Raw genomic sequence first — 18,541 nt, 5'->3', positions numbered from 1 at the left:
GGCACCGTCGGCACACCCGGCACCGTCGGCACCTGTCGGAATCGTCGGCACCGGCAGGTACTCTCGCGGGCATGCGCACAGAAACCGGCCCCGCCGGCCGGATCGAGGTGGTCTGCGGGCCGATGTTCGCGGGCAAGTCCGAGGAACTGCTGCGCCGGGTCCGCCGCGCCCGGCTCGCCGGCCTGGAGGTGACGGTCGTCAACCACGCCCTGGACGAGCGACACGGCACCGGCACGGTGTCCTCGCACACCGGGCAGAGCACCGAGTCGCACATGGCCTCCGGCGTCCCGGCGCTGCTCGACCTCCTCGCTGGGCGCGCCCCGGACCTGGTCGCGGTCGACGAGGCCCAGTTCTTCGGCCCGGACCTGCTCGAGGCCGCCACGGAGCTCGCCGGGCGCGGCATCGTGGTGGTGGTCGCCGGACTGTCGGTCACGTTCGACGCGCGGCCGTTCGAGCCGCTGCCGGCCCTGATGGCGGTCGCCGAGTCGGTCACGAAACTCACCGCGGTGTGCGCCGTCTGCGGGCGGGACGCGGCCTTCCACCAGCGGGTCCGAGCGGGAGCCGTGGGCGACGCGATGGTTCCCGGCGCCGAGCACGTCGGCGGCATCGAGAGCTATCAGGCCCGCTGCCGCCTGCACCTGGAGACCTCCTAGGGTCTGCCTTGGTACCGAGCACAAGGCCGGGCTATGCGTTCGTTCACGTAGGGCCGTCGATCTGCCCGCGGGCTGGGAGGGGTCCTCCCGCCGCGGCCGGTGCCCCCAGCACAAGCGGACCTCGGGATCGACCGCATGGGGAGAACACCAATTCCGTCAGGGCACCTCGACTCCGGCGTCCCGGAACGGCGCGACGACGATCTCGAAGACCTCCGGCGCCACGGTGTCGCGCTTCCAGATCACCCGCGCGGCCAGGTTCGTCGCGCCGATGGCACCACTGATGGTGCCGATGCCGGACTGCGGCAGGTCAGCACTGCGGGCGCGCAGTCGCTCGCGGACGTACGCGTCGAGGGACGACGACTCGGACGCCGACAACTTCGGGTCGCGCCTCTCGTGCAGCGCTGCCACCTCATCGGCGTCGAGGTGGGCGTCTTCGATCGCGGGGTAGGCGGCGCCGTCGAGTGCCGCCGCACGGTCGACGAAGACGCTCACCGCGGGGGGAATCCGAGCCATTGCGGTCTCCTCTCGCACGGTCCAGTGCCGCGCCCCATCGAGCCTAGCGACCCGCGGCGCGGCGGATCAGTCACCCGAGTTCTGAACGGGAGCGCGGCATCCCACACGAGCCGTGCGAGCAGCCGGCACCCGCGATGCGGTTCAAGGGCCCCTACCTCGACGACGTCAGCGTCGGGGCGCGTCCCGGCGGCCGCTGACGGTCGCCAGCCAACTCGACCCTCACGACTGGCCACGAAGGCGGGAACCCCGTCACGCTCGGCCGCGGCCGAGCGCGGCTCCCACTCCCACACAGGCCCAGCAAGCGCCGGGTCCTCGGCCGCGCGCGCCGGAACCGGTCGGCGAACTGCCCGATCGTGTCCGGGGCGATCGGAGCTGGACTGCCGTGAGCCGCACCGTCATCCCTCACCCACATCGATCGGGGTCATCGCCCGGATCTTGCGGAAGTTCGCGTTGTGCATATCGCGGCGGACCTCCCCGGTGCGCTTGTCCATGAACAGGACCTCGTTGTTCCAGCTGCCGTACTCCGCCTTGCCTTCGAGGAAGAACTGCCGAGATCCCCACACGGTGAGGAAGTCGTCCTCGTCTTCGAACCATTCAGGCGCGACGTACAGGTCACCCGATACCGCCGGCGGATTCTTCGCGAAGTACTCGACGAGCAACTGCCGCGCTTCCTCAGGTGTCACCATCGTCATATTCTCCCATTTCCGGACCTCGGGACCGTGTCTTCGGGCAAGAGCGACACTTGGACATGACTGCGATGGGGCAGAAACAGGAGAGTGAGTCGTCGTTCGTTGCTGTCTCGTCCGGGTCGGCGATGGCGCGGAGACGGTGAACGCGATGGTCGGGCCGGCCCGTTCGATCTGATGGCTGTGCTGGCCTGATCATCGATACGGAGTTGCCATGCCGTCGCAACTGATCTGTGGTTCGAGGAGTCGGGCGACGCTGACAACAGCAACGCGCCTCGACCAAGTGGACTGAGTTGTTCAGCACAGCGCGAAGCCCGGAGCCGCGTAGGGTGCCGGTCATGCTCCCCGCCGAGGTCCGCCGGGCCGTCGGCTCCTACCTCGGCCGGGCCGACCGGCTGCTGCCCGGTCGGGTGGTCGGCGCCTACGTGTTCGGTTCCACGGCGCTGGGTGCCTACCGGCCGGGGCGCAGCGACATCGACCTGCTGGTGGTCCTGGACGACGCCGCCGTCACGGCCGCCGACCGGCGGCGGCTGCGCGCCCTGCACCTGGCGCAGACTCCGCGGATGCTGGCTGGACTGGCCCGGACCCGTCGGCTCTTCGCGATGTGCAACGCGGTCTTCGTGCACCGGGCGGACCTGTCCCTGCCGGTGACCCGGATCGTGCCGGTCGCCTCGCATGTGGGCCATGAGTTCACCGCGGGCGCGGGGTTCGACGTGAACCCGGTCATGTGGCAGGTGCTCGCCACCCGAGGCATGACCGTACGGGGGCCGAAGCCGGCGGAGCTCGACCTCGACCCCGAACCCGACCACCTCCGGGAGTGGAACCTGGCGAACCTGCGAGACTACTGGGCGGCCCAGGCCGAGCGGCTCGCGGTCGGCGGCCGGCCGATCCGGGCGGCGGCCGTGGAATGGAACGTCCTCGGCCCGCTGCGGCTGCACGCGACCATCGCGACCGGCGCCGTGCTCTCGAAACAGGAAGCCGGAGCGTACGGGATCCGCGCCTTCGGGCGGGATGTCGAACCGATCGTGGCCGTGGCACTGGCCTCACTGACCGGGCACGCCCCGCCCGCCGCGCCACCGCGCGAGCACTGGCGGGTGAGCACCGCCGACCTCATGAACCGCGTCATCGAGGACGCCGCCGGGCTCTGAACGCCGGGGGTGCCTCCGGAAAGCCCTGGCCCGGCCGCGCCGGAGCATGACAGGGTCGCGGCATGGATGAGGCACCGACGGCACCCGTGTGGTCCGATCGCGCGAGGGCCGACGACGTCGGCGTCCGGTCCGGGATCGCCCTCGCCGGTGCCTACTACCGTGACGTGGTGGGTCCACTGGTCGGGACCAGGTGGCCCGGTCTCCCACACGCCGCGGCCCGGCTCGGCAGCGGCTCCGACGTGCTCGGCCTGGACGACGCCATGTCCCGCGACCACGACTGGGGCCTGCGGCTGACCCTGCTGGTGCCGGCGGGCTCCGTCGCCGATGTCGACGGGTTCCTCGAGGCACAGCTACCGCGCACGTACGCGGGCCTGCCGACCCGGTTCCCGACGAGCTGGCACCCGGCGGTCGGCCACCAGGTGGAGGTCGCCGAGGCCCACGACTTCGTGGAGTCCCGGACCGGGCTGGACACCCGCACCGACCTGACCGTGACGGACTGGCTCGGCGTGACCGGGCAGGCGATGCTCGAGGTCACCGCCGGCGCGGTGTTCATCGACACCGCCGGAACGCTCACCGAACTGCGGCGGCGCCTCGCCTGGTACCCCGACGACCTGTGGCGGTACCTGCTCGCCGCGGACTGGGCTCGGCTCACCCAGGAACTGCCGTTCGTCGGCCGCACCGGGACCCGCGGTGACGAGACCGGGGCCGCTGTCATCACCGCCCGTCTCGTCGACATCGCGATGCACCTCGGGTTCCTCCTCGACCGGTCCTGGCCGCCCTACCCGAAGTGGCGGGGCACCCTGTTCGCAGCGCTCCCCCACGCCTCGACGGCCGCGCCCGCCCTGGCCGCAGCCGTGACCGCGCCGGGGTGGCGCGGGCGGGAGGCTGCCCTCGTCGAGGCCCTGCAGGTCCTGAGCGCGCGGCAGCGGGACCTCGGCCTGCCCACGCCGACCCCGGCCATCGAGAACTTCTGGGACCGGCCGTTCCGCTCCCTGGTCTCCCACGATGGCCCCCTGCGGGCGTCGCTCACCGACCCCGACGTGCTCGCGCTGCCGCCCGAGGTCGGCTCCCTCGAGCAGTGGGTCGGCAACGTGGCCGTGCTGACGGACCCGACCCGACGCCGTCGCGCCGCCGGGGCGGTTGCTCCTCCACCCACCGACGACGGGACGCCGTAGCCATGCCGATCGAGGACGAGATCCGCGACTACTACGACCAGGGCCGCGAGGCGGGCCGGCTCAGCGAGGGCCCAGGTCTGCTCGAACGGGTCCGCACGCAGGAGTTGCTCGGCCGGCTCCTGCCGCCGGCACCGGCCGTGGTGCTCGACGTCGGCGGCGGCCCGGGTGCCTACGCCCTCTGGCTGGCCGAGCGCGGGTACACCGTGGACCTGCTGGACCCGGTGCCACGGCACGTCGAGGAGGCGAGCGCGGCGAGTGCCTCGTCGGCCACACCGCTGCGCTCGGCGACGCTGGGCGATGCGCGAGACCTGCCCGTCGCGGACGCGAGTGTGGATGTCGTGCTGATGCTGGGCCCGTTGTACCACCTGACCGAGCCGGACGACCGGGCGCTCGCCCTACGTGAAGCACGCCGGGTGCTGCGGCCGGGCGGGGTGGTGGTTGCCGTCGGGATCAGCCGCTTCGCCTCGACCCTGGACGCCATCGGAGCCTCGCATCTGGAGAGCGAGGAGTTCGCCGAGATCGTGGCCGCGGACGTGGCGACCGGACGACACCTCAACCCCGCCAACGTCCGCGGGTGGTTCACGACGGCGTACTTCCACCGCCCCGAGGAACTGACCGCCGAGGTCGCGGCCGCGGGTCTCGACGTCGACGGCCCGATCGCCATCGAGGGACCGTCCGGCTCCGCGCCCACCATGGCGGACCTGCTCGACGGCGGTGCGGCGCAGCGGCGGGTGCTCGAGGCGATCCGCCGCATCGAGCGTGAGCCCACGCTCATCGGCGCCTCGGCCCACCTGATGGTGCTCGGGCGCGCACCCGTCGCCGGGCCCGGCCCCGCCGGCGATCAGGCGGGCACCGACGCCGTGGATCGGCAGGCGAACACCCCGTTCCGCCCGGATCCCCCGGACGCGCCCCCGCACCCCATGCCCGCCACCGTGCCCGACGGCCTCCGACTGGAGCTGTCCCGGGCCCGGATCCTGCCGGGCAAGGAGGCCGAGCTCGGCATCTGGATGCAGATGCTCACCGACCGCTACGCGGAGTGCCAAGCCACGCTCCCCGCCGAGCGAGCGGCGTTCGAGGCAACGTTCAAGCACACCGAGGCGGACGGGTCGGTGTGGATGTACCACCTCGCCCTCCTGGGCACGGACGGGTCGGGTCTGGACACATCGAACCCGGTGGACGCCGCACACGAGGCGTTCGCCCGGCGGGTCAAGGAACGCGGGTGGGAGGAACTCACCCCGATGTTCCTGCTCGCGCCGGCACCGATCCTCGACGCCCTGACCCGGTTCGGCCGGACCGGCCAGGCCTGAGGCGCCGGTCAGTCCCAGTCGACGATCGGACCGCTAGCGTTGCCCTCATGGCGCAGATCCTGGTGGTAGAGGACAACGCCGACGTGAACGCCCTGCTGGTCGAGACACTGACCGCCGAGGGCCACGAGGTGCGCGGGGTCCGTGACGGTCTCGCCGCACGCGCCGCGCTGGCCGGCGCCCCCGTCGACCTCGTCGTGCTGGACCTGATGCTCCCCTACGTCGACGGATCGGTGCTGTTGACCGAGATCCGCAGGCACAGCTCCGTCCCGGTGCTCGTGCTCAGCGCGAGGGATGCCGTGGTCACCAAGGTGGACCTGCTGCGGCTGGGCGCCGATGACTACGTGACCAAGCCCTTCGACCTCACCGAGGTGGCGACCCGGATCGAGGTCCTGCTGCGCCGCGCGCACCCGGCCACCGATGACCGGTCCCTGGCCCACGGGGACCTCACACTCGACCCGGCCTCGGCACGCGCCACGATCGCGGGCCGGCCGGTGGCGCTGACCGCGACCGAGCTGCGGATCCTGCGCCTGTTGCTGGAGTCCCCGGACACGGTCCGGTCACGTCCGTCGATCTACGAGGCCGTCTGGGAGGAGCCGTTCGTCGGCGACGACGCCGCGGTCAAGACGCACCTGTCCAACCTGCGCGCCAAACTTCGCGACGCAGCCCCGGACTCGGATCCGATCGAGACCGTCTGGGGCCTCGGGTACCGGTTGCGGCGGGTCCTGACGCGATCCTGACGCTTCTTGACCCTTTCCACACCCTCTCGGTCGCCACTTGACGTCGGCTGAACCTCCGGTCCGTACGGTCGGTGACGTCCAGAAGATCCGGGCCGCGATCGGCCCGGGAACCGGCGGAGGAGATCGGCATGACCGAGGAGGTACTCGTCACCCGCGGGCTCACCAAACGGTACGGCGAGCAGCGTGCGGTCGACGACGTCAGCATCCGGATGGAGCGTGGTCGCGTGTACGGCCTGATCGGGTCGAACGGGGCCGGCAAGACCACCCTGATGCGGATGATCTCGGGACTGGCGATCCCGACCGCCGGCACGATCAGTCTGTTCGGCTCCGACGCGGAGCGTCCACGGCAGCAGGACCTGGCCCGGATCGGGACCCTGATCGAGACCCCGACGCCCTACGGTGCGATGACGGCGCGGCAGAACATGCACGTGCACCGTCTGATCCGCGGCGTGCCCGACCCCAACGTCGAGACCGAGCTGTTGGAGCTCGTCGGGCTGGCCGACACCGGCCGCAAGCGGGTCTCGAACTTCTCGCTCGGCATGCGCCAGCGCCTGGGAATCGCGCTGGCCCTGATCTCGGCGCCGGAACTGCTGGTCCTCGACGAGCCGGTCAACGGGCTGGATCCCGCCGGAGTGGTCGAGGTGCGGCGCCTCATCCGGGACCTCGCGATCGAGCGCGGCATCACGGTCCTGCTCTCCAGCCACAACCTGCCGGAGCTGTACCAGACCGCAACGGACTACATCATCGTGGACCGCGGCGCCGTGCGCCGGACCCTTACCCTCGCCGAGCTCGATGCGCAGACGCAGAGGTTCTTACGCATCGAGGCACCCGATACCGAGCGCCTGACCACCGTTCTTGAGCAGGGCCTGGGGACGTCGGACTTCACCGTGATGCCGGACCGCTCGGTCCGGCTCACCTCGCACCTCGACGACGCCGAGTCCGTGCTGCGCACCCTGGTCCGCCAGGACGTGTGGCCCACCGCCTTCAGCCCTGAGGGAGAGTCGCTCGAGAGCTTCTTCCTCACCGTCACCGGAGCGGGGAGATCATGATCAACCAACTGCAGGCCGACCTCTATGTCCAACGCCACTCGACCGCGATGACCGTCAGTGTCCTGGTGGCGTGCGCAGCCGCTGCGCTCTACACCTTCCTGCAGTACCGGTTGGCGAGCGGCGGTCTCGATCCCGCGTCCGCGAGCGGTGTGCAGGGCGTCAGCGACATCCTGATCATCAGTCTGCTCGGCCCGCTGCTGATCGGTCTCGCCATCGCCCGCCCCTTCGAGACGAAGTCCGTCCACGCCGCACTGCTCGCGGCGGGCCGCGGACCGGTCGTCGCCTCGAAGGCCATGACCGCCTCGCTCGCGGTGATCCTGGTGAGCCTGCCCTACGGGTTGGCCGCGCTCGTGGGGCGGGCAACGGGCGCGTCCTTCGAGCCGGCGCTCCCGACGACGTTCGCGTTGCTCACGGCCGACTCCGTGGAGCTCGACGCGGGCGGCGTCGTCCACCTGGTCGCGGTGAGTGTGGTGACCGGGCTGCTCTACGCCGCGAAGCTCGCTGTGTGCATCCCGCTCGCCTTCGTGCTGAAGCGGCCCATCGTGGTGATGGCGACGGGCTTCGTCTGGTCGTTCGTCGCGGACCTGCTCGTCAGCACCGTCTCGGACACCGCTCCCGGCGAGGCGATCGCCGGGCTCACCCCGTTCTCCGCCGACCGGATGCCGCTCCCGGACAGCAGCACCGGTGACCTGCTGACCACTACCGCCGTCTCGGTGGTGTTCATCGCCGCGATGGGCGCGCTGGCGTGGCTGCTCTTCCGCCGGGCGGACGTCAAGTAGCGCCCTACAGTGGCCCGCAGGGGGCGCCGTCCGCGCCCGGGGACAGCCACACCGGGAGGGCACCGTGGTCACCGCGATCGTTCTGCTCGCCACTGCCCTCGTCGCGGTGCTGGTCTACCTGGCGCTGATCGTGCGCCAGGTCCGCACCCTCACCCGGCAGCTCACCTCGCGCCTGCGTGGCGACGAACGCACCACGATCACCCTCGACCTGATCAACCCTGCGCTGGAGGCCCTCGCGGTGCGAACCGACGAGGCTCTCCGGGCGACCCGGGACGCCGAGGTCCGGTCCCACCGGGACGAACTGCGGTTCCGTGCCCTGATCACCGACATCAGCCACGACCTACGCACCCCGCTGACCGCCGTGCGCGGCTACCAACAACTGCTCGGCCGTTCCGACCTGGACGCCGACCAGCGCGCCAAGCTCGCCGTCGCGCAGCGGCACGCGACCGAACTGGAGACGTTGGTCCAACGGCTCTACGAGTACAGCTACCTACTCGAGGCCGAGCCGCGGATCGTGCACGAGGAGGTCGACGTCGCGATCCTGGTCGCCGACGTCCTGCTCGCGGCGACCCAATCACTGGAGGACGCCGGCCTCGACGTCCGCTTCGACCCGCCCGGCCCGGTCCTGGTCACCACGGACCGCGAGAAGTTGACCCGGATCGTGCAGAACCTCGTCCGAAACGCCGCCCAGCACGGGCAGGGCCATCTGGAGGTCGCAGTCGTGACGACCGGCGACCACGTCGAGATCCGGTGTGCGAACCCGTTCCCGCCGGGTGCCGCGGTCGACCCGGACCGACTGTTCGAGCGCTTCTTCACAGCCGACTCCTCGCGCTCCGACCGCACCACCGGGCTGGGGTTGTCGATCGTCAGCGTGCTGGCCCGGCAGCTGGGCGGCTGCGCCTCGGCAACGCTCGAGCATCGCAAGGAGAGCCCCGAGGATCGGCTCGTGCTCTGGGTCGCCGTTCCCCGTCGACCCGCCGGACCGTAGCGCTCCGAGCGCCGGTCAGTCCCAGTCGACGACCAGATCCGCCGCCCCGGCGGTCGCCTCGATGAGCTTCGCGTTGCGGGCGTCGGAGCCGTCGGTGAACGCGAGCGCGCGCTCCAGGGTCTTGCCGTTCGCCAGATGCCGGGCGAGCAGCCGTTCCCGCCGGACGAGCGGGTCGGTGCGCAGGAACCAGATCTCGTCCAGGACCTCACGGACCCGGTGCCAGGGCGGGACGTCGGCGAGGAGGTAGTTGCCCTCGGTGAGCAGCACCCGCACGTCGCCGGCGACCGGCGTGTGGCTGCCGATCGGCTGCTCCATCGCGCCACGCAGATAGCGGGGCGCGTAGATCACGTCGTCACCCGGGCGCTGCGCACGCAGCCGCCGCAGCAGCGCGAGGTACCCGTCGCCGTCGAACGTGTCGATCGCACCCTTGCGGTCGGCCCGACCGAGGCGCTCGAGCTCGGCCTGCGCGAGGTGGAACCCGTCCATGCCGACGACGGCGCAACGGAGCCCGTCCGACTCGAGCGCCGCACCGAGGGCATCGGTCAGGGTGGACTTGCCCGCGCCGGGCGAGCCGACCACGCCGAGGAGGACCCGGTCGCGGGTGGCCGCGAGGCCGCGGACCCGCCGCACCAACGGCACGACGGCGTCCGGTGCCGCGGGCAGTCCGCTCACCACTCGGTCGGTTCCCACGGGCGGCGGTGCCTGGGTGCCCGGCCGGAGGCGTACAGGCACAGGGTGGCGGCCATGGCCAGGTTCAGCGACTCGGCGCGGCCTCGGATCGGGATCCGGACCACGGCGTCGGCGAGCGCGCGTTCGGGTGCACCCAGACCCCAGGCTTCGTTGCCGAACACCCAGACGGTCGGCGCGGCGAGGTCGGCGCCGCCGGCGCCGTCGGCCCCGGAGCGCGGGGACTCGGCGAGCTCGTCCAGGTCGACGGCGCCGGCGCCGTCGGCGGCGAGGATCTGCATCCCGGCGGCGCGCGCAGCGGTGACCGCATCGTCCAGGGTGAGCCCGGTGACGACCGGGACGTGGAACAGGGAGCCGGCGGTGGCGCGCACCACCTTCGGGTTGTGGGCGTCCACGCTCGCGGAGGTCAGGATCACCGCATCGGCCCCAGCGGCGTCCGCGGCCCGGATGACGGTGCCCGCGTTGCCCGGGTCGCGCACCTGGGACAGCAGTGCGATCAGGCGCGGCGCCGGGTCGGCGGCCAGCACCGACGCGAGCGGGGTGTCCCAGGTGTTCAGGACCGCGAGGACCCCTTGGGCGTCCGGGCTCATCGCGTCGAGCACCTCGGGGCTGCCCAGGTGCAGATACAGGCCGGCGATGTGGGCCGCGTCGACGATCTCGGGGTAGCGCTCGGCGGCCTGCGGCGTCAGGTAGACGTCCCGGACGTGCTCGGCCGCGAACGCGACGGCCTCCCGCACGGTCTGTGGTCCCTCGGCGAGGAACTGACCGTGCCGGGAGCGCGCCGAACGCCCGGCGAGGCCCCGGACCGCCTTCACCCGCTCGGCGCGGGGGTTGGTCAGGTCCGGATCGGGCATCATCCGGGCGTTCGGGTGTGTCTGTGCTTCGAGTGGGTCAGGCGGCCGGCGTGGCCGGCGCGTTGACGTCCTCGGGCAGGTTGCTCTTGGCCAGGGTGACCAGCGCCTCGAAGGCGGTGGCGTCCGTGACGGCGAGGTCGGCGAGGACGCGACGGTCCACCTCGACCCCCGCGGCCTTCAGGCCCTGGATGAACCGGTTGTAGGTGATCCCGTTGGCGCGGGCAGCGGCGTTGATCCGCTGGATCCACAGGCGACGGAAGTCACCCTTCTTCGCCCGGCGGTCCCGGTAGGCGTAGGTCAGCGAGTGGGTGACCTGCTCCTTGGCCTTGCGGTACAGGCGCGAGCGCTGGCCGCGGTAACCGCTGGCCCGCTCGAGGGTCGTCCTGCGCTTCTTCTGGGCGTTGACCGCCCGCTTGACGCGTGCCACGTCGTACTCCTAAATCTCGGTGGTAGGGCGCGGCGTTACTTGCCGAGCAGCTTCTTGATCTTCTTCTCGTCGGCCGGGGAGACCACGACGTCGTTCACGAGGCGGCGGGCCTGGCTGGCGCGGCGCTCCTGGAACTTGTGGACGTGGCGGGCACGCTGGCGCATGACCTTCCCGGAACCGGTGATCCGGAAGCGCTTCTTGGCACCGGAGTTCGTCTTGTTCTTCGGCATCTCTTGTTCCTTGTTGGTAGCCGGCTGGGGTCAGCCGGCCTCGGTGGCCTCCGCGTCGGCAGGCTCCGCCTTGGCGGCGGCCTGCTGAGCGCGGCGGCGCTGTTCGTTGCGGGTCTCGGTCTTCTTCTTGTTCGGGCCGAGCACCATCGTCATGTTGCGACCATCCTGACGCGGGGTGCTCTCGACGTGGCCCAGTTCCGCCACATCCTCGGCGAGCCGCTGCAGCAGGCGCATGCCCATCTCCGGACGTGACTGCTCACGCCCGCGGAACATGATCATCACCTTGACCTTGTCGCCGGCCTTGAGGAACCGCTCGACATGGCCCTTCTTGGTGCCGTAGTCGTGCGGGTCGATCTTCAGCCGGAACCGGATCTCCTTGAGGACGGTGTTCGCCTGGTTGCGCCGGGCGTCACGCGCCTTCATGTCGGCTTCGTACTTGAACTTGCCGAAGTCCATGAGCTTGCAGACCGGTGGGCGCGCCTCGGGGGCGACCTCGACCAGGTCCAGGTCGGCCTCCGCAGCCAGTCGCAGGGCGTCCTCGACCCGAACGATGCCAACCTGCTCACCGTTCGGCCCGACCAGACGCACCTCAGGCACGCGGATCCGCTCATTGATGCGGGGCTCGCTGATGTGGTGCTCCTTACGAGAGAAAGTCGTGTCGGTTCACCGCGCCGCACGGAAAAGGCCTCCGGGTGCGGTGCACACGGAGGCCTCGGGTCTGTTCCGGCACGAATCGCCTCGGCCGGTACTGAGGGTCCGGCAGGACCCTCGACCTGAACCCGTACCCTGTCGGCGGCATGATCCGTTCCGGTCGAGCAAAGGTGGGAGAAACTCCGCTTGCACACCGGTCGTGCCGAAGCGAGACCGGTCGGTCAATGACCAACTTTAGCATGAGGGCGGTCGCGGACCACCCGGGGCCGGTGTGGCACCGGTCTCAACCCGCGCCGACCACCCGCAACTCCAGCGAGTCCACCCGCTCGGCCACGATCTGCTGAGCGGCCAGCGCGCCACTCGCGTCGCGCAGCACCTGATCCAGGCCGGCCCGGTCCAGCCCCTGCCGCAACCCCAGCACCACCCTGACCTCGGCCCGCTCCCCCGGCTGCACCCGGACCTCGACCACGCCGGGCACCGTGGCCAGGGCCGCCCGGATCGCCTCCGCGACCTCCGGGTCATCGACGGCCGGCACCCACTCGCGCTGCTGGCCGATCGCCCAGACGGCCGGGCGGGGCACCAGGACCGGCACCGGCCCGGCCGGGTCCAGGACCAGCAGTCCGTCGGCGTCGGCCGCCGCGGACAGCGCGGCCCGCACCCCCTCGGCCGGGATCGGCCGGGCGTCCGCGCGCCACGCGGTCAGGGCGGCCATCCCGGAGAACACGGGGACCGCCGCGCGCCCGTCCGGCGTGGCCACCGTGACCATCGCGGCCGAGGCGCTCTTCTCGCCCGCGACCTGCACCTCGTGGCCGTTGATCTCGTGCCCGACGGCGTCGGCTCGCTCCTCCAGGTGCGCCACCACGGGCACGAGCACCCGCGCCCCGCCCAGGGCGCGCACGACCGCACGAAGGCGCGCGCCGCCGTCGGGCTCCGAGAGCGCCGCGGCCAGCGACGGGTCGGTGCCGCCGTCGTCCCCCGCGTATTTCGGGGTGGGCGGCAGGGACCGCCCGCCGCCGTCCGGCAGCGGGCGACCGTCGGGCAGCCGGTCGGGCGCCGGTCTCACGGGCGGCCGGCGACGTCCAGCGCCTCGCCGAGCGTGAACGCGCCGGCGTACAGAGCCTTGCCGACGATCGCACCCTCGACGCCGAGGTCGGTCAGGCCCCGCAGGGCGGACAGGTCCTCCAGGCTGGAGATGCCGCCGGAGGCGACCACCGGGGCGTCGGTGGCGGCGCAGAACTCGCGGAGCAGGTGCAGGTTCGGGCCGCGCATGGTGCCGTCCTTGGTGACGTCGGTCAGGACGTAGCGGGAGCAGCCGTCGGCGTCGAGGCGGGCGAGGACCTCCCACAGGTCGCCGCCCTCCTTCGTCCAGCCGCGGGCGGCGAGGGTGGTGCCGCGCACGTCGAGCCCGACGGCGATCCGGTCGCCGTGCCGCGCGATTGCCGCTGCGGTCCAGTCCGGGTTCTCCAGAGCGGCGGTGCCGAGGTTGACCCGGCGGCAGCCGGTGGCCAGCGCACGCTCGAGCGAGGCGTCGTCGCGGATGCCGCCGGACAGTTCCACTGCCACGTCGAGGGTGCCGACCACCTCGGCGAGCAGTTCAGCGTTCGAACCGCGCCCGAACGCCGCGTCCAGGTCCACCAGGTGCACCCACTCGGCGCCACCGGACTGCCAGGCCAGCGCGGCGTCCATCGGGGCGCCGTAGGTGGTCTCGGAGCCGGCCTCGCCCTGGACCAGGCGCACGGCCTGACCGTCGGCGACGTCGACGGCGGGCAGCAGTTCGAGGCGAGTGGTCACGGGGAATCGGGGTCCTTCCAACGGGGATGGTCGAGGCGGAGGCTCAGCCCGGAGACTCAGCGCAGGGTGGCGAGCCAGTTGCGCAACAGGTGTGCACCGGCGTCACCGGACTTCTCGGGGTGGAACTGGGTGGCGCTCAGGGCGCCGTTCTCGACGGCGGCGACGAACTCCACGCCGTGCGTCGCCCAGGTCACCCGGGCATAGTCGGGGGCGGTGCGCGCGGCGTAGGAGTGCACGAAGTAGAAGCGCTCATCGGCGATCCCCTCGAAGAGCACGCTGTCGGTGGGCGGGGTCACCGTGGACCAGCCCATGTGCGGGACGACCGAGGCGTCCAGGCGCTCGACCACACCAGGCCACTGGTCCAAGCCCTCGGTGCGTTCGCCGTGCTCGACGCCGGCGGAGAACAGGACCTGCTGGCCGACGCAGATGCCCAGGACCGGGCGGCCACCGGAGAGCCGGCGCTCGATCATCCGTGCTGCACCGACCTCCCTCAGGCCGGTCATGACGGCAGCGAACGCACCGACACCGGGAACCACCAGACCGTCCGCTGCGGCGACCGCATCGGGATCCGCCGTCAGCTCGACCTGCGCGCCGACGCGCTCGAGTGCACGGACGGCGGAGCGGACGTTCCCCGAGCCGTAGTCGAGGACGACGACCGTGGGCGCGGGTGCGCTCACGGCTTCTTCTTCCGTTGGGTCCGCCCGAACAGCCGGCCGGCCTGCCAGCGGGTCAGGTTCGCCGGCTTCAGGTGGCCGGGGGCCTCCTCCGGGGTGATGACGCCGAGCAGCAGGTTCTCCAGGACGTCATCGGCGTTCGCGAGGATCAGGCCGGCGCTGACCTCCTCGCCCGGGTCGCCATTGACGTAGCTGCGCCCGCTGATCGTGCCGGTGAGGCCCTCGTCACCCTCCCCCAGGCGGGAGATGAGCAGGATGACTCCGGCCTTCGCGGTCCGGGACAGCGTCGCGGCGAGGTCGACGGCCGCGGCCGGTGCCCCGGTGAGGAACTCCTCCGGGTCCACCTGGTCGGACTGCGGGATCACCCGCACGGCGAGACTGCCACGCCTGACCGGCACGATGTCCGCGTCGATCTTGGCGATCGCGCACAGCCCGGCGAGGGCCGGCGCGGAGGTGATCGGCGTCAGCACGACGGCCACCACCGAGCGCTTACGGACTCCGTCCGGCGCGTAGAGCGGCTCGGCCCCGGGCGCGGCGCCGCCGTCGACGGTGGGTTCCGCGGAGTCGCCGTCGGCGTCGGCGGCACGCCGGAACGTGCGGTCGGGCTCGGCGGTCGCACCGAAGGCCTCCTCGAAGGCGGCCTCGAACGCGGCCTCGTCGAACTCCTCGGGCGAGCCGGCGCCGTCGGGCCGGCCCTCGTTCACAACGAGCCCTTGGTCGAGGGCACGCCGGTGACCCGCGGGTCTCGGGCGACCGCGAACCGCAGGGCGCGCGCCAGCGCCTTGAACTGGGCCTCGACGATGTGATGCGGGTCGCGGCCGGCGAGCAGGCGGATGTGCAGGCAGATGCCTGCGTGCAGCGCGATCGCCTCGAACACGTGCCGGGTCAGGGACCCCGTGAAGTGGCCACCGACGAGGTGATAGACCTGCGCCTCGGGCTCACCGGTGTGCACGATGTACGGCCGGCCCGAGACGTCCACGACGGCCTGCGCGAGCGCCTCGTCCAGAGGGACCAGGGCGTCCCCGAACCGGGAGATGCCGGCCTTGTCGCCGAGGGCCTGGCGCAGCGCCTCCCCGATGCAGATCGCGGTGTCCTCGACGGTGTGGTGCGCGTCGATGTCGATGTCACCGGTCGCCCGTACGGTGAGGTCGATCAGGGAGTGCTTGCCCAGGGCGTTCAGCATGTGGTCGAAGAAGGGCACCGTCGTGGACACGTCGACGGCACCGGTGCCGTCGAGGTCGAGCTCCACCACGACGCTGGACTCGGACGTGGTGCGCTCCACCCGGGCGGTGCGGGGCGCCGACCGAGCCGGCGCCGTCGGGCTCTGCGTCTCGACCGGCGTTTCGACGGGCGTTTCGACCTGGCTGGACTCGCTCACCGGCCGGTCACCTCCTTCAATGCGCCGCGGAACGCGGCCATGTCCTCGCCCGTCCCGATCGAGACGCGCAGGTACTCACTGGGACCAGTCTCCCTGATCAGCACGCCGCGATCGAGCAGACCCTGCCAGATCGTGTGCCGGTCGGTGAACCGGCCGAAGAATGCGAAGTTCGCGTCCGAGTCCGCGACGGTGAAGCCCAACTCCCGCAGCCAGGCCACGGTCGCGTCCCGTTCGTCACGCAGTTGCGCGACCTGCGCCTGCAGCACGTCGCGGTGTCGCAGCGCCGCGCGCGCCACGGCCTGGGTGACCGCGGACAGGTGATACGGCAGCCGGACCACCTGCAGGGCGTCGACCAGAGCGGGCGCCGCGGCCAGGTAGCCCAGGCGGGCACCGGCGAATGCGAACGCCTTGGACATCGTCCGGGACACCGCCAGGTGCGGGTGCCGGGCCAGGATGCTCAACGCGCTCGGGGTGCCCACGCGCCGGAACTCCGCGTAGGCCTCGTCGACCACGAGCACGGTCGCGGCACCGTCCGGGCCGGTGCCGGTGGTCGCCGACGCGATCGCGTCGATGGTGGCCACGTCCACGGCGGTGCCGGTCGGGTTGTTCGGGCTCGCGAGGAGCACGACGGCGGGACGTTCGTTCTCGATCTGGGCGATCGTCTCGTCGGGGTCGAGGCCGAAGTCGCTCCGGCGGGTGCCGGCCACCCACCGGGTGAGGGTGTCCCGGGCGTATTCGGGGTACATCGAATAGGTGGGCGCGAAGGACATCACGCTTCGCCCGGGGCCGCCGAACGCCTGCAGCAGGTGCAGCATCACCTCGTTGGAGCCGTTCGCGGCCCAGAGGTTCGCGACCTCGAGGTCGTCGGCGCCGGACTCGGCGGCGAGGTAGTCGGCGAGGTCCTGACGCAGGCCCGGGAAGTCCCGGTCGGGGTACCGGTTCAGGTCCGAGGCCGCGGCCGCGACGGACCGGGCGATGTCCGCGACCACGTCGGCCGGCGGCGCATACGGGTTCTCATTGACGTTCAACAGATGCGGGACATCCAACTGCGGGGCGCCGTAGGGCACCTCGCCGACCAGGTCGGCGCGCAGGGGCAGCACGACGGCGGGGGCGGGCTGGGTCGTCGGGTCACCGGTCACGGGGTAAGTCTAGGAGGGTCGCAGCGCGCACCCTTCGTGGCGCCCGTTGTTCGGACAGGTCCGGCGCTCCGCCGCTCGAAGCCGGCGGCCCGGCGGACCCGCTCGAAGCCGGCGGCCCGGCGGACCCGCTCGAAGCCGGCGGTCCGGCGAACCCGCTCGAAGCCGGCGGCCCGGCGAACCCGCTCGAAGCCGGCGGCCCGGCGAACCCGCTCGAAGCCGGCAACCCGGCGAACCCGCTCGAAGCCGGCGGCCCGGCGAACCCGCTCGAAGCCGGCGGCCCGGCGCCCGGCCGCTCGGCGGAACCCGGCCGTTCGTCTCTCGCCCCACGACCGGGGCGACCCCACCGGACTCGGCGCGCTCCGCCGTCGGGCACCGTACGCTCGCGAGCATGAGCGAGACGATCCTGCATCTGGCCCACGCCGCCGACTGGGCCGCCGCGTCCGCGACCGGGGAGTACGCCGTGTCCACCCGCGGCGCCACGATCGAGCAGGTCGGGTACCTGCACTGCTCCTACGAGCGACAGGTCGCCGGGGTGGCGGAGGCGTTCTACGCCGACGATCCGGAGCCCCTGGTGGTGCTCGAGATCGATGTCGCGGCTCTCGAGGCGGCCGGGCGCACCGTGCGGGTCGAGGCGCTCGACGGCGCACCCGAGCCGTTCCCGCATGTGTACGGCGGGCCGTTGCCGGTGGCCGCGGTCGTGGCCGTGCGCGGGGCGATGTTCGACGCGACGGGTCGGTTCGGGTTCACCGACGGGGGCGCGGACCCGGCGGCCTCGACCGCTCGTCCCGACTGAGGTTCGGTCCGCGCTTCCGCGGAAGCGGCAGGATGGAGCCGTGTCGATCCCCAGCGAACCCGTTGCCGAACCACGGCCCGTTCGACGCCTCGCAGGCGACGCACGGCTGACTCCCGTGTGGCGCAACGGGCTCGGCGGGGTGACCTTCCGCACGGACGACGGGCGCTACCTCAAGTACGGTCCCAAGAACGCCGAGACGTCCATGGAGGCCGAGGCCGCCCGGCTGGTCTGGGCCGCTTCGTACACCGCGGTGCCACGCGTGATCGCTGAGGGTGGCGACGCGACGCATGAGTGGCTGATGACGGCCGCGCTCGAGGGGGAGTCGGCGGTCGCGGCCCGCTGGATCGCGGATCCGGCGAGTGCCGTGCGCGCCGTCGGCGCCGGACTCCGGGCTCTGCACGAGGCGTTGCCGGTCGACGGCTGCCCGTTCGACTGGGGCGTGCCCGCCCGCCTGGCGAACGCGGCCGCCCGCGGCATCCGCGTGCCGGACCCCCTACGGGAGCCACCGGCCGTCGACCGGCCCGTCGTGTGCCACGGCGACGCGTGCTGCCCCAACACGCTCCTCGACGACCGCGGGTCCTGGGTGGGCCATGTCGACCTCGGCGCGATGGGCGTCGCGGACCGGTGGGCCGACATCGCGGTCGCCTCCATGAGCACGGAATGGAACTACGGGCCGGGCTGGGAGGACGCGCTCATCGAGGCATACGGTCTCGCTCCAGACCGCGCCCGCCTGGAGTACTACCGCGACCTGTGGAACGCGACGTGACCGGCGCACCTCCCGGAGTCCGCTCGCTCGCCTGATTCTCGTGGAGAGCCTCGGCGCGCTTTTTCCGGGACCAGCGACGCTGGCGGTGGCTACCGAGCGCACCGCGACGCAGCCAT

Annotated in this window: 23 protein-coding genes; 10 read left to right on the top strand and 13 right to left on the bottom strand. The window is 72.2% G+C overall.

What is annotated here, in order from left to right; translation table 11 throughout:
• Nucleotides 1–71: 71 nt before the first annotated feature.
• Nucleotides 72–653, top strand: a complete 582-nt coding sequence (locus EXU48_RS17335) for a thymidine kinase (protein WP_133108931.1) — start codon at nt 72–74, stop codon at nt 651–653.
• 156 nt (nt 654–809) lie between these two features.
• Here EXU48_RS17335 and EXU48_RS17330 read toward each other — a convergent pair whose 3' ends face one another.
• Nucleotides 810–1,166 (bottom strand): hypothetical protein, encoded by a 357-nt coding sequence (locus tag EXU48_RS17330; RefSeq protein ID WP_133108930.1) that lies wholly within the window; start codon nt 1,164–1,166, stop codon nt 810–812.
• Nucleotides 1,167–1,561: 395 nt separating this feature from the next.
• Nucleotides 1,562–1,852 carry a hypothetical protein gene (locus EXU48_RS17325; RefSeq protein ID WP_133108929.1) on the bottom strand — a complete coding sequence of 97 codons (291 nt, stop codon included), beginning with the start codon at nt 1,850–1,852 and terminating at the stop codon, nt 1,562–1,564.
• Nucleotides 1,853–2,190: 338 nt separating this feature from the next.
• On the opposite strand from EXU48_RS17325, the gene EXU48_RS17320 reads away from it, so the two are divergent.
• The 7 genes from EXU48_RS17320 (at nt 2,191) to EXU48_RS17290 (ending at nt 9,035) form a co-directional block, all read left to right on the top strand.
• Complete coding sequence (locus EXU48_RS17320) at nt 2,191–3,000, top strand: nucleotidyltransferase domain-containing protein (protein WP_133108928.1); 810 nt, start codon at nt 2,191–2,193, stop codon at nt 2,998–3,000.
• A gap of 62 nt (nt 3,001–3,062) precedes the next feature.
• Nucleotides 3,063–4,175, top strand: a complete 1,113-nt coding sequence (locus tag EXU48_RS17315; protein ID WP_133108927.1) for a DUF4037 domain-containing protein — start codon at nt 3,063–3,065, stop codon at nt 4,173–4,175.
• A gap of 2 nt (nt 4,176–4,177) precedes the next feature.
• Nucleotides 4,178–5,482 (top strand): DUF6176 family protein, encoded by a 1,305-nt coding sequence (locus tag EXU48_RS25155; protein WP_235857100.1) that lies wholly within the window; start codon nt 4,178–4,180, stop codon nt 5,480–5,482.
• 47 nt (nt 5,483–5,529) lie between these two features.
• A complete protein-coding gene (locus tag EXU48_RS17305; RefSeq protein WP_133108926.1) occupies nt 5,530–6,219 on the top strand; it encodes a response regulator transcription factor in 690 nt (229 codons plus the stop codon).
• Between the two features lie 128 nt (nt 6,220–6,347).
• Nucleotides 6,348–7,268, top strand: coding sequence for an ATP-binding cassette domain-containing protein (locus EXU48_RS17300; protein WP_133108925.1), 921 nt, complete (start codon nt 6,348–6,350; stop codon nt 7,266–7,268).
• Nucleotides 7,265–8,047 (top strand): hypothetical protein, encoded by a 783-nt coding sequence (locus EXU48_RS17295; RefSeq protein WP_133108924.1) that lies wholly within the window; start codon nt 7,265–7,267, stop codon nt 8,045–8,047. Before EXU48_RS17300 ends, EXU48_RS17295 begins: the two co-directional genes overlap by 4 nt.
• Nucleotides 8,048–8,111: 64 nt before the next feature.
• Nucleotides 8,112–9,035, top strand: a complete 924-nt coding sequence (locus tag EXU48_RS17290) for a sensor histidine kinase (RefSeq protein WP_133108923.1) — start codon at nt 8,112–8,114, stop codon at nt 9,033–9,035.
• Between the two features lie 15 nt (nt 9,036–9,050).
• Here the strand turns inward: EXU48_RS17290 and EXU48_RS17285 are convergent, their stop codons facing one another.
• The 11 genes from EXU48_RS17285 to EXU48_RS17235 all read right to left on the bottom strand — a co-directional run bounded on the left by EXU48_RS17285 (nt 9,051) and on the right by EXU48_RS17235 (nt 16,866).
• Nucleotides 9,051–9,707, bottom strand: coding sequence for a nucleoside/nucleotide kinase family protein (locus EXU48_RS17285; protein WP_235857099.1), 657 nt, complete (start codon nt 9,705–9,707; stop codon nt 9,051–9,053).
• Nucleotides 9,704–10,579, bottom strand: coding sequence for a TrmH family RNA methyltransferase (locus tag EXU48_RS17280; protein WP_133108922.1), 876 nt, complete (start codon nt 10,577–10,579; stop codon nt 9,704–9,706). The genes EXU48_RS17285 and EXU48_RS17280 overlap by 4 nt, the downstream gene beginning before the upstream one ends.
• Before the next feature lie 34 nt (nt 10,580–10,613).
• Nucleotides 10,614–11,003, bottom strand: coding sequence for a 50S ribosomal protein L20 (gene rplT / locus EXU48_RS17275; protein WP_133108921.1), 390 nt, complete (start codon nt 11,001–11,003; stop codon nt 10,614–10,616).
• Nucleotides 11,004–11,038: 35 nt separating this feature from the next.
• On the bottom strand, nt 11,039–11,233 hold the full coding sequence (rpmI, locus tag EXU48_RS17270) for a 50S ribosomal protein L35 (protein ID WP_133108920.1): 195 nt from the start codon (nt 11,231–11,233) through the stop codon (nt 11,039–11,041).
• Nucleotides 11,234–11,263: 30 nt separating this feature from the next.
• Nucleotides 11,264–11,830: a translation initiation factor IF-3 gene (infC, locus tag EXU48_RS17265; RefSeq protein ID WP_235857098.1), complete on the bottom strand. Its 567-nt coding sequence runs from the start codon at nt 11,828–11,830 to the stop codon at nt 11,264–11,266.
• A gap of 337 nt (nt 11,831–12,167) precedes the next feature.
• On the bottom strand, nt 12,168–12,947 hold the full coding sequence (locus EXU48_RS17260) for an SseB family protein (protein ID WP_235857097.1): 780 nt from the start codon (nt 12,945–12,947) through the stop codon (nt 12,168–12,170).
• Nucleotides 12,944–13,675: a bifunctional 1-(5-phosphoribosyl)-5-((5-phosphoribosylamino)methylideneamino)imidazole-4-carboxamide isomerase/phosphoribosylanthranilate isomerase PriA gene (gene priA, locus EXU48_RS17255; RefSeq protein ID WP_133108918.1), complete on the bottom strand. Its 732-nt coding sequence runs from the start codon at nt 13,673–13,675 to the stop codon at nt 12,944–12,946. Before priA ends, EXU48_RS17260 begins: the two co-directional genes overlap by 4 nt.
• 56 nt (nt 13,676–13,731) lie before the next feature.
• On the bottom strand, nt 13,732–14,352 hold the full coding sequence (hisH, locus tag EXU48_RS17250; RefSeq protein WP_133108917.1) for an imidazole glycerol phosphate synthase subunit HisH: 621 nt from the start codon (nt 14,350–14,352) through the stop codon (nt 13,732–13,734).
• On the bottom strand, nt 14,349–15,053 hold the full coding sequence (locus EXU48_RS17245) for a hypothetical protein (protein ID WP_133108916.1): 705 nt from the start codon (nt 15,051–15,053) through the stop codon (nt 14,349–14,351). The genes hisH and EXU48_RS17245 overlap by 4 nt, the downstream gene beginning before the upstream one ends.
• Nucleotides 15,050–15,631, bottom strand: coding sequence for an imidazoleglycerol-phosphate dehydratase HisB (gene hisB / locus EXU48_RS17240; protein WP_133108992.1), 582 nt, complete (start codon nt 15,629–15,631; stop codon nt 15,050–15,052). The genes EXU48_RS17245 and hisB overlap by 4 nt, the downstream gene beginning before the upstream one ends.
• A gap of 92 nt (nt 15,632–15,723) precedes the next feature.
• A complete protein-coding gene (locus EXU48_RS17235) occupies nt 15,724–16,866 on the bottom strand; it encodes a histidinol-phosphate transaminase (protein ID WP_133108915.1) in 1,143 nt (380 codons plus the stop codon).
• Nucleotides 16,867–17,254: 388 nt separating this feature from the next.
• Here EXU48_RS17235 and EXU48_RS17225 point away from each other — a divergent pair, with 388 nt between their 5' ends.
• Nucleotides 17,255–17,659: a DUF952 domain-containing protein gene (locus tag EXU48_RS17225; RefSeq protein WP_133108914.1), complete on the top strand. Its 405-nt coding sequence runs from the start codon at nt 17,255–17,257 to the stop codon at nt 17,657–17,659.
• Nucleotides 17,660–17,699: 40 nt separating this feature from the next.
• Complete coding sequence (locus tag EXU48_RS17220) at nt 17,700–18,425, top strand: aminoglycoside 3'-phosphotransferase (RefSeq protein WP_133108913.1); 726 nt, start codon at nt 17,700–17,702, stop codon at nt 18,423–18,425.
• Nucleotides 18,426–18,541: the final 116 nt, after the last annotated feature.

Origin of the sequence: Occultella glacieicola (genome assembly GCF_004353825.1) — a bacterium.
Taxonomy (GTDB): domain Bacteria; phylum Actinomycetota; class Actinomycetes; order Actinomycetales; family Beutenbergiaceae; genus Occultella; species Occultella glacieicola.
This window is presented reverse-complemented; position numbering and strand designations above follow the sequence as displayed.